This is a genomic window from Methylobacterium sp. UNC378MF (assembly GCF_900103195.1).
Taxonomy (GTDB): domain Bacteria; phylum Pseudomonadota; class Alphaproteobacteria; order Rhizobiales; family Beijerinckiaceae; genus Methylobacterium.
Window position 1 is genome coordinate 61,281 of the sequence record NZ_FMWU01000009.1, and the last position, 13,548, is coordinate 74,828.

Below are 13,548 nucleotides of genomic sequence, written 5' to 3' on the forward strand. Positions count from 1 at the left end.
CGTGCCCTCTGGCAATCCATCTCTGCGGATCGGGATCGTCGGGGCCGGGATCGGCGGCCTCACGGCAGCCTTGGCGCTGTCGGATGCCGGCCATTCCGTCACGATGATCGAGCGGCGGACCGGCTTCAGCGAGGTCGGAGCCGGGATCCAGATCTCGCCCAATGCCAGCCGGGTTCTGGCTGGCCTCGGGCTCTCGGCAGCCCTGCGCCGCGCGGCGAGCGAGCCGCCCTCGGTGGAGGTGCGGGCTCTCGACAGCGGCCGCCGCATCGGCGGCGTGGCGCTCGGGGCGCAGGCGCAGAGCCGGTTCGGCGCGCCCTACTACGTCATCCACCGCGCCGATCTGCAGACGCTGCTGCTCGACGCGCTCCGGAGCCGCTCGGCGATCCGCCTGATGATGGGCCGCACCGTGACGGCCGTCGCCCAGACGGCCTCCGAGGCTGTCCTCACCGTCGAGGGCGCGAGCGGGGCCCAGCCTGTCGGCTTCGACCTCGCGATCGGGGCGGATGGGCTGCGGTCGCGCCTGCGCACCCATCTCGATTCGGCGCCGCTGCGCCCCGGTCAGGCCGCGGCGTGGCGGGCGCTGATCCCCATGGAGGCGGTGTCGCCGGATCTGCGCGGCGCCGCGACCGGGCTGTGGCTCGGCCGCGGCCGGCACGTGGTGCATTACCCGGTTCGGGACAGCCAGTTCCTCAACGTCGTGGCCGTGGTTCCCGAGGCGGTGGGCGACGAGGATTGGGGCCGCCTCGGGGATCCGGCCGTGCTGCGCGGCCATCTGCGCGGCTGCGCCGGCCCTCTGCGCGACCTCCTGAGCCTGCCGGATTCCTGGCTGGTCTGGTCGCTCGCGGACCGGGCCGTCGCACGCCCGCTCGCCCGAGACCGGCTCGCGCTGATCGGCGATGCCGGCCATCCGGTGCTGCCCTACCTCGCTCAGGGGGCAGCCCTGGCGATCGAGGATGCCGCGATTCTGACGCGCACCCTCGCCGACCACGCGGATGTGCCGGCGGCGCTCGCCGCGTTCTCGGATGCGCGGACGGCCCGGGCGCGACGGGTCCAGAAGGCGGCGCGGAGCAACGGCCGGACCTATCATGCCGGCGGGCTGGTGGCGCTCCTGCGCAACGCGGTGATGGCCCGACTCGGCCCGGACGGGATGCGCGACCGCTACGCCTGGCTCTACGGCTGGACGCCTCCCGCTTGATCGGACCCGTCGCCCCCGCTACCGAGGGCGCATGCGGACGTGGCGGAACCGGTAGACGCACGAGACTTAAAATCTTGCGGCCGCAAGGCCGTGCGGGTTCGAGTCCCGCCGTCCGCACCAACCCGCGATCGCGATCCGCCGTTCGGCGCGGTCGCATGCGGCACGCCACCCATTTGGATCCGGGATGGGCCGCCGCCGAGCGGCGCGACGGAGGAAACGGCGTGGTCTACGTGCTGATCATCATGCTCGCCGGCTCGGGCTCCGCGATCGGATCCGTCGAGTTCAACACCCAGCAGGCCTGTGAGGCCGCCGCGAAGCAGATCGCGGAAGCGGAACGGCCCTATGGCGGGGCCTCCCCGGTCACCGTGTGCGCGCCGAAGGGTTGAGAAGCCGACCGGTCCGCCGCAGGTGATGGCTCACATTTGAACGATCGCCGAAACCGGCTCTTGTCGACTCCCTGGCAGGATCTCGGCCGGGAGATTCCGGCATGATCGACGCCCTTCAGACCGCCACGACAGGCATGACCCGGGCCACCGATCGGCTCGGGAAAGCCGCTGAGACCATCGCGGCAAGCGGCGCCCCGGTCGGCGACACGGCCCTGCCGCCGGCCGCCCAGGTGGATCTCTCGGGGGCCGTCGCGGACCTGATCGGGTCGAAGTCGGCCTTCGCGTTGAACGCCGCGGTGGCGCGCACCAGCGACCGGATGATGGGGCAGCTCCTCGACATCAGCGCCTGAGGGCGGGAAGGGCGAGGCCCGCCAGGATCGCGGCCGCCGCGAAGAGCAGCGCCACACCGACGAGGCGGTAGGCGACGACCCCCACCACGCCGCCGGTCAGGAAGGCGCCGACGGTCAGCAGGTACAGCCTCAGCCGCACGGGATCGTGGGGCTTCAGCGCATCGGGTCCGGACGTGCCGCGATCAAGCCGGCGCGCGAGTTCGATGCCGATATCGGTGATCATGCCGGTCACATGCGTGGTCCGCACCCGCGACTCGGAGATCTTGGTCACGGCCGCGTTCTGCAGGCCCAGAACGAAGCTCAGGCCGAGAACGAGGGCGTGGCTCCGCGCCGGCTCGTGAAGCGGCAGCACGAGCAGGCCAACTGCGACGAGGAGTATCGCCTCGATGAAGACCCCGTAGGCATAGGCGCCCGGGTGGGCCCCGCGACGGCGCCGCCGGATCAGCAGCGTCGCGGTGGCGGCGCCGAGGACGAAGAGGATGACGAGCAGGCCGGCCTGCGCGGCCAGGATGAGGTCGCCCGTGCCGGTCCGATCGGAAATCGCCGAAACGTTCCCGGTCATGTTCGAGGCGTAGAGGCCGACCGCGTAGAACCCGGCGGTGTTCAATGCGCCGGCTACAGCCGCGAGGGACAGGGCGAGCGCCCGGTCGGCCTCCGGGGTGCGCGTCTCGCCTTCGTGGACCAGCATGGATTCGTCGGTTGGTTGCGGAGGCCGGATTCGGCCCGGCGCCGCTGTCTTAAGCCAAGCTCCCGGGCGCCGTCACGGCGCCCGGAGCGACCCGCACCTCACCAGCCGCGATAGCCGTAGCCGCCATCCCAATCCCCGTGCCAGTGGCGGGCAGGGCCGTAGCCGACGGGGACCCGTTCGTAGGTCACCGTCCGGCGGGTGGCGTAGACCGGCGCGTCCTCCTCGTAGGCGCGGTAGGCCGGGGCCGGCCGCACGACCACGCGGGTGGGAGCATAGCCGTAATCGTCGTAGCCGTAGTCGGGCGCCGCATGGGCCTGGGTCGCGGCGCCGATCAGCGCTCCGGCCGCGAGGCCGCCGATGATGCCGGCCGCGATGGCGCCGCCACCGCGGGCCTCGGCGGTCGTGGAGGCCAGGGTGCCCGCGCCGATCAGCGCGGCGGCCGAGAGCAGAGCGATGCGTGTCATGACCTGTCTCCGGAGAAAGCGCGGAGCACCTGCGGCGCCCCGGATCACGAGAGACACGGTGCCAGGCCCGCGCTGCACCGAAGCTGAAGCCGCCCTGCAGGCACTGTTCAGCTTGCCGGCCCCGCGTCCGGATCCGGGGCGGTCCGGATGTAGCCGCGGGAGATCAGGCGGCTGCGCTCGCGCGTGCGCCGCTCGGCCTCCATCAGGTCGGACAGGGCGTCGGCGATCGCGCACCGCAGGGCGATCCCGGCATCGCCGCCGGCGAAGCCGAGATACGCCGCGCTGATCGCCTCGACGGGGCAGGCGTGATCGTCGCGCCGGGCCAGGACCTGGGTCAGCATCGGGTTCTCCTTCGTCGCATCCGGGAACGAAAAGAGAACAAGCCATAAAGGTTAACGTTCCGTCAACGTCCGCCGGATCGTCGGCCCAAACCCATGCCAACCCTGTGGAAAACCCTGATTCCGCCGCCGAACCGCTGTGGATAACCCGGCTCACTCCGGCATCCGCGGCAGGGGCTTGCCATCTGAGGGAATCGCGTAGCGCGCCGCATTCAATTCCATGGCGAGGAATGTGTAGTAGCCGGAGATCGCCGCCAGATCGACGACGCCGGGCTTGCCGAACCGGGCCTCGGCGCGCGCGAAGGTCGCGTCGGAGACGCGCTTCGTGTCCTGAAGCTCGGCGGTGAAATCGTAGACGAGGGTCTCGTCGTCGCTCATCTTGGCCGGCCGGCGTCCGTCACGGATCGCCGCGATGATGTCGGCGGAGATGCCAGCCTTCTCGGCGATCGGCGCGTGGACGTACCACTCGTAATCCTGCGTCCAGCGGCGAGCGGTCATCAGGATCACTAGCTCCGAGAGCGTGGTACCGATCTTCGGCTTGAAGCGGAGGTAGTCGCCCATCGAACGCGCGAGCGTCATCACCTCGGGCGAGTACATGAGCGGTTCGAACGGCCCAAAGGGTGGCTTGCCGCGCGCCTGCGCGAAGGCCTCGGCGGCCTGCTTCTGCTCGGTTGTGTAATCCTGGGGCGGAATGGTCGGCAGCCGGTCCTGCGCCCGCGCCGCGGTGGTCGCCAGCGGCAGGGCCAGGGAGATGGCGGCAAGGGTCAGCGCGCGGCGGCGGAGGGTCATCGTTTCGCTCCCGTTGGATCTGTGCAGTCGCCGCCGCACGATTGCGGCGGTGCCGCGCGGCCGCCAGGGCCCGGGACGGGAAGCCCGTGTCGAATCCCGCGCGGCGTCATGGAAACGCCGGACGCCTCGCGGACCCGGGTCCGGACGGTTGCGCTCGGCGCAGCGCCGCGCCATCAGCGGCCGCGATGGCCGGTCCCGCACCCGTGCTGCCGATCGAGGCGGCGCTCCCTGATCTGCGTCGCGCGCTCGCCGCGCGGAATGTCGCCGTCCTTGTGGCGCCCCCAGGCGCCGGCAAGACGACCCGCGTGCCCCTCGACCTCCTCGCGGCGCCCTGGCTCGACGGGCGCAGGATCATCCTGCTGGAGCCGCGCCGCCTCGCCGCACGGGCCGCCGCCGCCCGAATGGCGCAGACGCTCGGCGAGCCGGTCGGCGGCAGGGTCGGCCTGCGCGTCCGCCTCGGCTCAAAGATCACCGCGCGGACGCGGATCGAGGTGGTCACCGAGGGCGTGTTCACCCGGATGATCCTGGACGATCCGGAACTCTCCGGAATCGGCGCGGTCCTGTTCGACGAGTTCCACGAGCGCTCCCTGGACGCCGACCTCGGTCTGGCCCTGGCCCTCGACGCGCAGGGCGGCCTGCGGGAGGATTTGCGGATCCTCGTCATGTCGGCGACGCTCGACGGCGCGCGGGTCTCGCGCCTGATGGGCGACGCGCCCGTCGTGACCTCCGAGGGTCGCGCTTTCCCGGTAGAGACCCGGTACGTGGAGCGCGATCCGAACCGGCGGATCGAGGATTCGGTGGCCGAGGTCACTTTGCGCGCCCTGCGGGCGGATCCCGGCTCGATCCTGGTGTTCCTGCCCGGACAGGCGGAGATTCGCCGGACCGCCGACCTGCTGGCCGAGAAGGTCGGATCCGACGTGCAGATCGCGCCCCTCTATGGGGCGCTGACGCCCGCCGAGCAGGACCGGGCCGTCGCCCCCGCATCCGCCGACACCCGGAAGGTCGTCCTCGCGACCAGCATCGCCGAAACCTCTCTGACCATTGAGGGCGTCCGGATCGTGGTCGATTCGGGGCTCGCCCGGGTCCCGGTCTACGAGCCGGGCCTCGGCCTGACCCGGCTGGTCACGGCCCGCGCCTCCCGCGCCTCCGTGGACCAGCGCCGGGGCCGCGCCGGCCGGACCGAGCCCGGCTTGTGCTGGCGGCTCTGGTCCGAGGCGGGCACCAACGCCCTCGAGCCGTTCACGCGGCCGGAGATCCTGTCAGCGGACCTCGCCGGGCTCCTCCTCGACTGCGCCGCCTGGGGCGTGACCGACCCGTCCGCGCTCGCCTTCCTCGACCCACCCCCCGCACCCGCCCTGGCGGAGGCCCGCGCCCTGCTGACCGAACTCGGCGCGCTCGATGCCGACGGCCGGCTGACGCCGGTCGGCGCGCGACTGCGGGCGCTGCCTCTGCCGCCGCGGCTCGCCCGGATGGTCACGGTCGCGGCCGGCACCGGCCAGGCGCGCGCCGCGGCCGACCTCGCCGCCGTCTTGGTGGAGCGCGGCCTCGGCGGCGACGGCCTCGACCTTGACGAGCGGGTCGAGCGGTTCCGCCGCGACCGAGGCGGCCGCGCCGCCGACATGCGCCGGCTCGCCGAGAGCTGGGCCCGGATCGCCGGGGCGGGCGGTCGCGCGAGCCCGGAGGCCGGCCCGGTCGCCGCCGGGCCGCTCCTGGCGCTCGCCTACCCCGATCGGGTGGCGCGGGCTCGCGGCCGCGAGGGTGAGTTCGTGATGGCGAGCGGCCGGGCCGGGCGCCTCGACCCGGCGAGCCCGCTCGCCCGCGAAACCCATCTGGTGATCGCCGATCTTGCCGGAGCGGCCGGAAACGCCCGGATCCTGGCCGCGGCGGCGATCGGGGCCGAGGCGGTCGAGCGGCTGTTCGCCGACCGGATCGAGTCCCGCACCGAGATCTCCTTCGATCCGCAGGCCGCCGCCCTGCGGGCGCGGGCGGTCCGTCGGCTCGGCGCCGTCACACTTGGGGCACGGCCGCTGCCGGTGCCGTGCGACCTGGTCAGCGCTGAGATTCTGGCGCGCGGCATCGCGGAACTCGGGATTGACCGCCTGCCTTGGACGCCGGCCCTGGCGCAATGGCGGGCCCGGGTGACCTTCCTCCACGCGGCCGAGGGCGCGGCCTGGCCCGACCTGTCGGACGCGGCGCTGGCCCGGACGGCGGAGACGTGGCTGGCGCCGTCTCTCGTGGGTCGCGCCGCACTGGCGTCGGTCACACCGAGCGACCTCGCGGACGCCCTGCAGGTCTTGCTGCCCTGGGACCTGCGCGCCCGTCTCGACGCGGAGGCACCGACCCATGTCGAGGTGCCGACCGGCTCGCGCATCCCGGTGGATTACACGTCCGAGGAGCCCGCGCTGTCAGTCCGGGTCCAGGAGCTGTTCGGCCTCGACCGGCATCCCAGGGCTGGCGGCCGACCGCTGGTCCTGCACCTGCTGTCGCCGGCTCAGCGACCGATCCAGATCACCCGTGACCTGCCGGGCTTCTGGCGCGGATCCTGGGCGGCTGTGCGGTCCGAGATGCGCGGGCGCTATCCGCGCCATCCCTGGCCGGAGGATCCGCTCAACGAGGCGCCGACCCGCCGGGTCAAGCCCCGGGGAACCTGACGGCCAAAACGCCCTTCTCCCGCATCGGCACGAACGGACCGGACGCGATGACAACCGAAACGGATGCCCTCGATCCCGCCGGCCACGGCTGGGCCCTGGTGGAGGACAAGGGCTTCATCGCCCATGTCGGGCCGCTGCATCTCAGGCGCGCGGACGGCGCTTACGCGTTCCGGGCGGAGCAGAAGCACGCCAACCTGATTGGCGTGGTCCATGGCGGCATGCTGATGAGCTTCGCCGACCGCGCGCTTGGCGAGACCGCGATGCGGGCGGCGGACGGCGCCAATTGCGTGACCATCCAGCTGGAGATGAAGTTCATCGATGTCGGCCGCCTCGGCAATTGGATCGAGATCCGGCCTCAAGTGGTCAAGCGCACCGGCTCCCTCGTGTTCATGCGCGGCGACGTCCGCGACGGCACCCGGCTCCTCGCCTCGGCGGACGGGGTCTGGAAGATCCTCCGGCGCCGGCCGGATTGACCGGCGCAGGACATTGGTCCTAGCCTGTCGGCGCGCATCGCGGAGAATTTGCAGGATGCGCGATGGAGAATCGCATGCGGCCGTCGCAGACCGACGCATCCGGGATCGAGGCGGAGCGCGGGCTCCCTCCGCCCTCCCGACGCGCGATCCTCGCAGGATTAGGCGCCTTCGCCGCGACGGCCGGTGACGCGGCGGCGCAGCCCGAACCGCCGAGCACGGTGACGCGCCCGCCGCGCGATTTCCGGCCGGGCGCGGCCCCGACCACCTACTTTACCGATCCGGACGTGATCGCGGTCGACCCGGCCTTCGAACCCTACATCGTGCCGAACAGCGCCATCCGCCGACTCTGGACCGGCGCCCTCTGGGCGGAGGGGCCGGCCTGGAGTGCCGTTGGCCGCTACCTCGTCTGGAGCGACATCCCGAACAACCGTCAGATGCGCTGGCTGGAGGAGGACGGGCACGTCTCCACCTTCCGGATGCCGAGCAACAATTCCAACGGCAACAGCTTCGATCGCCAGGGGCGGCAGCTCAGCTGCGAGCACGCCACCGGGCGCGTCGTGCGCTACGAGCTCGACGGTTCGGCGACGATCCTGGCCGATTCGTTCGAGGGCAAGCCGCTGAACTCGCCCAACGATGTCGTTCAGCACCCGGACGGCGCTTACTGGTTCTCCGATCCGCCCTACGGCGCGCTGCTCTACGAGGGCCTGCCCGACGCGGCGGGCGGGCCGAGCAACCCGCAGGGCCATCTCGATCCGCGGCTCGGGCAGCCGGCCGGGACCGTCCTGCGGCGACGTGCGCTCCCGAACGCGGTCTACCGCATCGATCCGTCCGGGCGGATCGATCGTGTGCTCACCGATGATGAGGTGCCCGATCCGAACGGCCTGTGCTTCTCGCCCGATCACCGGACGCTCTACGTCTGCTCCACGGGGAAGGGGCCGGGGGATACCGGGCCCGGCGGCAAGGGCGAGATCTACGCCTTCGACGTCGGGACCGGGGCCGCGCTCTCGAACAAGCGTCTCGTCTCGGATTGCGTCGTGGACGGGGTGAAATGCGGGCCTGACGGTCTGCGGGCCGATGTCGACGGCAATCTCTGGGTGTCCAGCAATGCCGGCCGGGCCGTGGGCTACAACGGCGTGACCGTCTGGACGCCGAAGGGCAAGCTCATCGGGCGGATCCGCCTGCCGGAAGTGTGCGGGAATCTCACCTTCGGCGGCCCCAAGCGCAACCGCCTGTTCATGGCGGCGAGCCAGTCGCTCTACGCCCTGACGGTGAACACCCAGGGTGCCGGGCCGTCCTAGAGTCGCGGCCCTCACCCGGCCCGCGCGTCGGGCCGGCGGTTGAGGCTCCGCAATCCGGGACGGAACCGGGGCCGATCCTTCGGTCGGCCATGGCTGACCGGGCACCGACACGCTATCTGTGTCGGGCATGAGCGAGGATCCCGCCCCAGACCCGACCTTGAGCCGCCTCAGCGCGGCCCTCGGGGGCGTGCCGACGCGCGGGCTGCCGCCGGTGGAGCGGTGGGACCCGCCTTATTGCGGCGCCATCGACATCCGCATCGCCGCGGACGGGACGTGGCATCACAACGGCTCGCCGATCCGCCGGGACAAGCTGGTCAAGCTCTTCGCCTCCATCCTGCGGCGCGAGCCCGATGGCCGGACCGTCCTGGTCACGCCGGTGGAGAGCGTCGGCATCGCCGTCGACGATGCGGCCTTCGTGGCCGTCGAGATGGCCGTCGACGGCACGGGCAAGGGGCGACGCATCTCCTTCCGCACCAACGTGGACGATCTCGTGAGCGTCGATGCCGAGCACGCCCTCCGCTTCGAGGAGGGATCGGACGGGGCGCTGAAGCCCTACCTCCATGTCCGCCGCGGGCTCTGGGCGCTCGTCACTCGGGCGCTCACCTACGACCTCGTCGATCTCGCCGAGGAGCGCGTCGTCGACGGCGAGCCGTGGCTCGGCCTGTGGGCCGGCGGCACCTTCCATACCATCGCGCCGGTCGCCGCCGCGTGAGCGACCCGCTCGCCGACTTCCTCGCCCGTGCCGCGGCCGGCCTGTCGCCGGATCCGCCGCGGCCGGACGATCCGACCTCCAACCCGCGTGGCGACCACAGCCTCGACCCCGACGGCTCGGCCGTGATGCCGCCACCGCCCCATCGCCGGGCCGCCGTCCTCGTGCCAGTCGTGCGGCGTGCGGAGGGCCCCAGTCTGATCCTGACGATGCGGGCGGCCAATCTGCGTGACCATTCCGGGCAGGTGGCGCTGCCGGGCGGCAAGATCGATCCGTCCGATCCAGGTCCTGCGGACGCAGCCCTGCGGGAGGCGTTCGAGGAGATCGCGCTCCGGCCCGACGCGGTGCGGCTGCTCGGCTATCTCGATCCGTATCTCTCGGGCACCGGCTTCCTGGTGACCCCGGTCATCGGACTGGTCGATGCCGGCGCGGTGGTGAAACCCAATCCCGCCGAGGTGGCGGACGTGTTCGAGGTGCCGCTTCCGATCCTGATGGATCGCGAGCGCTACCGCCTGCGTTCCCGGTCCTGGCAGGGGCGCGAGCGCTGGTTCTATGCCGTGACCTTCGGCGAACGGCTGATCTGGGGCGTTACCGCGGGGATCCTGAACAATCTCCGGGAACGGCTCTATCCCGAGGCCGAACCCGGCGACGTCGGCCGCCCGGCACGCTAGGCTGGCCCCATGCTGCGTCGCGTCCTCGAAGAGTTCGGCCTCTTCCTCATCCCCTTTGCCCTGTTCCTGGTCTACCTGCTGCTGACCGGTCGCAACCCGCTGCGCCGGATGCACTGGGACCCACACGTGCTCCGCCTCGTCCTAGCCGGGCTGGCGGTGGTGATCGGCACGCTGGTCTACGAGGGCCTGTTCTCCGAGCGCCGCCCCGGGGGCTACGTGCCCGCCCACATGGAGAACGGCCGCCTCGTGCCCGGCGGTTTCCGGTGAACCGTGCGCTCCACCGGGCCGGCCTCACGGCCCTGCTCGACCGCCCGGGCGTGCGCGGGGTGCTCGCGGCCCTGGACATTCCGGGCGCCGAGACCCGCCTGATCGGCGGCTGCGTGCGCGACGCGCTGCTCGGCGTCCAGACCGCCGATATCGACATGGCGACCACCTTGCTGCCCGAGGCGGTGATGAACGCCGCGCAGCGGTCGGACCGCCTCAAGGCGGTGCCGACCGGGATCGAGCACGGCACGATCACCCTGGTCACCGAGGACGGACCGATCGAGGTCACGACCCTGCGCGAGGATGTCGAGACCGATGGGCGGCATGCAATCGTCCGGTTCGGCACGGACTTCCTCCGCGACGCCGAACGGCGGGATTTCACCGTCAACGCCCTCTCGCTCGGTTCCGACGGAACGCTGCACGATCCGGCAGGCGGGCTGCCCGACCTCGAAGCCGGGCGGGTTCGCTTCATCGGAGACCCGGCAACCCGGATTCGCGAGGACGCGCTGCGGATCCTGCGCTTCTTCCGCTTCCATGCCCGGTTCGGCGCCGGGGCGCCCGATTCGGCAGCCCTGGCCGCCTGCGTGGCCGCGCGGGACAGCCTCGACCGGCTCTCCCGCGAGCGGGTGCGCGCGGAGTTCCTGAAGCTGCTCACGGCCTCTGGCGGAGCTGTCATGGTGAGGACGCTGAGCGCGACCGGCCTGCTCCAGCGGATCACCGGCGGCGTCGGCGAGCTTGGACGTCTGGAGCGCGCCGCCGCCGCGGGGCTGTCCCCGGTGATGCGCCTCGCGGCCCTCTCGGTCGGCGCCCGCCATGACGCGGATCGGCTGCGGGATCGACTGCGTCTCTCGAACAGCGAGCACGGGCAGCTGCTCGGCTACGCGGAGGCGCTGGCCGATCTCCACGGACGCGCGATCCTGGATGAGGCTGCGATGCGGGCCCTGACGGCGGGACACGGCTTGGCGCGGCTGGCCGAAATGCTCACGATCCTGGCCGGCGAGCCGCGGCCCACCATGACGGAGGCGGCGACCGCTGCCCTTCGCACCCTCGAAGGGGAGGGAGCGTCGCCAATCTTCCCCCTGGCGGGAGCGGATCTGATCGCCGCCGGTGTCGCGCCGGGACCCGGCATCGGACGCGGGCTGGCTGCGGCGCGGAAGGTCTGGCTGGAGCGGGGCTGTCCGACGGATTCCGAGGCGCGGGCCGAGCTGCTGGCGCGGGCGCTGGAGTGCGCCCGCTGAACAACGCTCAGAGCTTGAGGAGCGCCTTGGTCTCCTGCAGCTGGACGATCTGGCCGTTCAGCTCCTCGCGCTTCTGCAGGTCCTCGGTGGCGTCGCGCTGCATCTCGACCGCCTCGATGTCCCGGTCCAGGGATTCGTGGGTCAGCTCCTCGATCGGCGCGGCGCGCTCGGCGAGCACGGTCACGGCGGTCGGGCCGATATCGGCGAAGCCGCCGCGGACATAGATCCGCTTGCCGCTGCCCTGGCTCTCGGTGACCACGATGACGCCGACCCGCAGCGAGGTCAGCACGGGCGCGTGGCCCGGCATGACGGTCATCTCGCCCTCGGTGCCGGGCAGCTGAACGGCGGTCACCTCGCCGGAATACAGCGTCCGCTCGGGGCCGACGAAATCGAAGTGGAAGGTGGCCATCTCAGGACGATCCCGGATCCGCAACAGGCTCTCCTCCCCCTTGCGGGGAGGAGGTGGAGGTGGGGGTGGTGCAGGAGGCACCGGATCACTCGATCCTGCACCACCCCCACCCCCGATCCCTCCCCGCAAGGGGGAGGGGAGGGCATCGTCTTACGCCGCCTTCAGCTTCTTGGCCTTCTCCTGGGCCTCCTCGATGGTGCCGACCATGTAGAAGGCGGCCTCGGGGAGATCGTCGTAGTCGCCGTTCACGAGGCCCTTGAAGCCCTTGATGGTGTCTTCCAGCGCGACCTGCTTGCCCGGCGAGCCGGTGAACACCTCGGCCACCGAGAAGGGCTGCGAGAAGAAGCGCTCGATCTTGCGGGCGCGGGCCACGGTCAGCTTGTCCTCCTCGGACAGCTCATCCATGCCCAGGATCGCGATGATATCCTGGAGCGCCTTGTAGCGCTGCAGCGTCTGCTGGACGCGGCGGGCGACGTCGTAGTGCTCCTCACCGAGGATCGCCGGCGACAGCATGCGCGAGGTCGAGTCCAGCGGGTCCACCGCCGGGTAGATGCCCTTCTCGGCGATCGAGCGCGACAGCACGGTCGTGGCGTCGAGGTGGGCGAACGAGGCGGCGGGCGCCGGGTCGGTCAGATCGTCGGCCGGCACGTAGATGGCCTGCACCGAGGTGATCGAGCCCTTATTGGTGGTGGTGATGCGCTCCTGAAGGGCGCCCATGTCGGTCGCGAGCGTCGGCTGATAGCCCACCGCCGAAGGGATGCGGCCCAGAAGCGCCGACACCTCGGAGCCCGCCTGGGTGAAGCGGAAGATGTTGTCGACGAAGAACAGCACGTCCTGGCCGTCGTCGCGGAACTGCTCGGCGATGGTCAGGCCGGTGAGGGCGACGCGCGAGCGGGCGCCGGGCGACTCGTTCATCTGGCCGTAGACCAGGGCGCACTTGGAGCCCTCGGCGGAGCCATGCTCCTTCGGGTCGACGTTCACCTTGGACTCGATCATCTCGTGGTAGAGATCGTTGCCCTCGCGGGTCCGCTCACCCACGCCGGCGAAGACCGAGTAGCCCGAGTGCACCTTGGCGATGTTGTTGATCAGCTCCATGATCAACACGGTCTTGCCGACGCCGGCGCCGCCGAACAGGCCGATCTTGCCGCCCTTCGCGTAGGGGGCGAGCAGGTCCACCACTTTGATGCCGGTCACGAGGATCTGGGCCTCGGTCGACTGCTCGGCGTAGGAGGGGGCCGGCTGGTGGATGGCGCGGTAGGTGGTGGCCTGGACCGGGCCGGCCTCGTCGATCGGCTCACCGATGACGTTCATGATGCGGCCGAGCGTATTCATGCCGACCGGAACCTTGATCGGCTCGCCGGTGTCGGTGCACTCCTGGCCGCGGGTCAGGCCCTCGGACGTGTCCATGGCGATGCAGCGGACGGTGTTCTCGCCGAGCTGCTGGGCCACCTCGAGGACGAGGCGGGCGCCATTGTTCTTGGTCTCCAGCGCGTTCAGGATCTCGGGCAGGTGGCCCTCGAACTGCACGTCGACCACGGGGCCGATGACCTGGGTGATCTTGCCGACCTTGTTGGAGCCGGTGCCGGGGAGTGCGGTGTTCGCCATCGTTAACCTACCCTTCAAGC

16 protein-coding genes and 1 tRNA gene are annotated in these 13,548 nt (G+C 71.5%); 11 read left to right on the forward strand and 6 right to left on the reverse strand.

The window, feature by feature from the left end:
- Nucleotide 1: 1 nt before the first annotated feature.
- From BLT59_RS11150 to BLT59_RS11165, 4 genes are all read left to right on the forward strand, one after another.
- Entirely contained in the window at nucleotides 2-1,195 is a 1,194-nt protein-coding gene (locus BLT59_RS11150) for an FAD-dependent monooxygenase (RefSeq protein WP_091779434.1), read from the forward strand.
- A gap of 33 nt (nucleotides 1,196-1,228) precedes the next feature.
- A tRNA-Leu gene (locus BLT59_RS11155) sits at nucleotides 1,229-1,315 on the forward strand.
- A 35-nt stretch (nucleotides 1,316-1,350) separates the two neighbouring features.
- Entirely contained in the window at nucleotides 1,351-1,581 is a 231-nt protein-coding gene (locus BLT59_RS11160; protein ID WP_091779435.1) for a hypothetical protein, read from the forward strand.
- A gap of 101 nt (nucleotides 1,582-1,682) precedes the next feature.
- The gene (locus tag BLT59_RS11165) at nucleotides 1,683-1,931 is read left to right on the forward strand and encodes a flagellar protein (protein ID WP_091779437.1); all 249 of its coding nucleotides are present in this window, start codon (nucleotides 1,683-1,685) and stop codon (nucleotides 1,929-1,931) included.
- Here the strand turns inward: BLT59_RS11165 and BLT59_RS11170 are convergent.
- The 4 genes from BLT59_RS11170 to BLT59_RS11185 form a co-directional block, all read right to left on the reverse strand.
- Nucleotides 1,921-2,619: a YoaK family protein gene (locus BLT59_RS11170; protein WP_091779439.1), complete on the reverse strand. Its 699-nt coding sequence runs from the start codon at nucleotides 2,617-2,619 to the stop codon at nucleotides 1,921-1,923. The genes BLT59_RS11165 and BLT59_RS11170 overlap by 11 nt on opposite strands.
- Nucleotides 2,620-2,717: 98 nt before the next feature.
- Nucleotides 2,718-3,083 carry a hypothetical protein gene (locus BLT59_RS11175; RefSeq protein ID WP_091779441.1) on the reverse strand — a complete coding sequence of 122 codons (366 nt, stop codon included), beginning with the start codon at nucleotides 3,081-3,083 and terminating at the stop codon, nucleotides 2,718-2,720.
- 107 nt (nucleotides 3,084-3,190) lie between these two features.
- On the reverse strand, nucleotides 3,191-3,424 hold the full coding sequence (locus BLT59_RS11180) for a hypothetical protein (protein WP_091779443.1): 234 nt from the start codon (nucleotides 3,422-3,424) through the stop codon (nucleotides 3,191-3,193).
- A 150-nt stretch (nucleotides 3,425-3,574) separates the two neighbouring features.
- On the reverse strand, nucleotides 3,575-4,210 hold the full coding sequence (locus BLT59_RS11185) for a carboxymuconolactone decarboxylase family protein (RefSeq protein ID WP_091779445.1): 636 nt from the start codon (nucleotides 4,208-4,210) through the stop codon (nucleotides 3,575-3,577).
- A 185-nt stretch (nucleotides 4,211-4,395) separates the two neighbouring features.
- Between BLT59_RS11185 and hrpB the strand changes: the two genes are divergently transcribed.
- The 7 genes from hrpB to BLT59_RS11220 all read left to right on the forward strand — a co-directional run bounded on the left by hrpB (nucleotide 4,396) and on the right by BLT59_RS11220 (nucleotide 11,514).
- Nucleotides 4,396-6,861 (forward strand): ATP-dependent helicase HrpB, encoded by a 2,466-nt coding sequence (gene hrpB / locus BLT59_RS11190; RefSeq protein ID WP_091779447.1) that lies wholly within the window; start codon nucleotides 4,396-4,398, stop codon nucleotides 6,859-6,861.
- Nucleotides 6,862-6,908: 47 nt separating this feature from the next.
- Nucleotides 6,909-7,334 (forward strand): PaaI family thioesterase, encoded by a 426-nt coding sequence (locus BLT59_RS11195; protein WP_091779449.1) that lies wholly within the window; start codon nucleotides 6,909-6,911, stop codon nucleotides 7,332-7,334.
- 74 nt (nucleotides 7,335-7,408) lie between these two features.
- Nucleotides 7,409-8,632 (forward strand): SMP-30/gluconolactonase/LRE family protein, encoded by a 1,224-nt coding sequence (locus BLT59_RS11200; protein WP_091779718.1) that lies wholly within the window; start codon nucleotides 7,409-7,411, stop codon nucleotides 8,630-8,632.
- Between the two features lie 127 nt (nucleotides 8,633-8,759).
- Nucleotides 8,760-9,344 (forward strand): DUF1285 domain-containing protein, encoded by a 585-nt coding sequence (locus BLT59_RS11205; RefSeq protein WP_091779451.1) that lies wholly within the window; start codon nucleotides 8,760-8,762, stop codon nucleotides 9,342-9,344.
- Nucleotides 9,341-10,012 (forward strand): CoA pyrophosphatase, encoded by a 672-nt coding sequence (locus tag BLT59_RS11210; RefSeq protein WP_091779721.1) that lies wholly within the window; start codon nucleotides 9,341-9,343, stop codon nucleotides 10,010-10,012. The genes BLT59_RS11205 and BLT59_RS11210 overlap by 4 nt, the downstream gene beginning before the upstream one ends.
- A gap of 9 nt (nucleotides 10,013-10,021) precedes the next feature.
- Nucleotides 10,022-10,279 carry a DUF6111 family protein gene (locus tag BLT59_RS11215; RefSeq protein ID WP_091779453.1) on the forward strand — a complete coding sequence of 86 codons (258 nt, stop codon included), beginning with the start codon at nucleotides 10,022-10,024 and terminating at the stop codon, nucleotides 10,277-10,279.
- Nucleotides 10,276-11,514, forward strand: coding sequence for a CCA tRNA nucleotidyltransferase (locus BLT59_RS11220; protein WP_091779455.1), 1,239 nt, complete (start codon nucleotides 10,276-10,278; stop codon nucleotides 11,512-11,514). The genes BLT59_RS11215 and BLT59_RS11220 overlap by 4 nt, the downstream gene beginning before the upstream one ends.
- A gap of 7 nt (nucleotides 11,515-11,521) precedes the next feature.
- Here BLT59_RS11220 and BLT59_RS11225 read toward each other — a convergent pair whose 3' ends face one another.
- Together BLT59_RS11225 and atpD are read right to left on the reverse strand one after the other, a co-directional pair.
- A complete protein-coding gene (locus tag BLT59_RS11225; protein ID WP_039893282.1) occupies nucleotides 11,522-11,923 on the reverse strand; it encodes a F0F1 ATP synthase subunit epsilon in 402 nt (133 codons plus the stop codon).
- Between the two features lie 150 nt (nucleotides 11,924-12,073).
- Nucleotides 12,074-13,528: a F0F1 ATP synthase subunit beta gene (gene atpD / locus BLT59_RS11235; protein WP_091779459.1), complete on the reverse strand. Its 1,455-nt coding sequence runs from the start codon at nucleotides 13,526-13,528 to the stop codon at nucleotides 12,074-12,076.
- Between the last annotated feature and the right edge of the window lie 20 nt (nucleotides 13,529-13,548).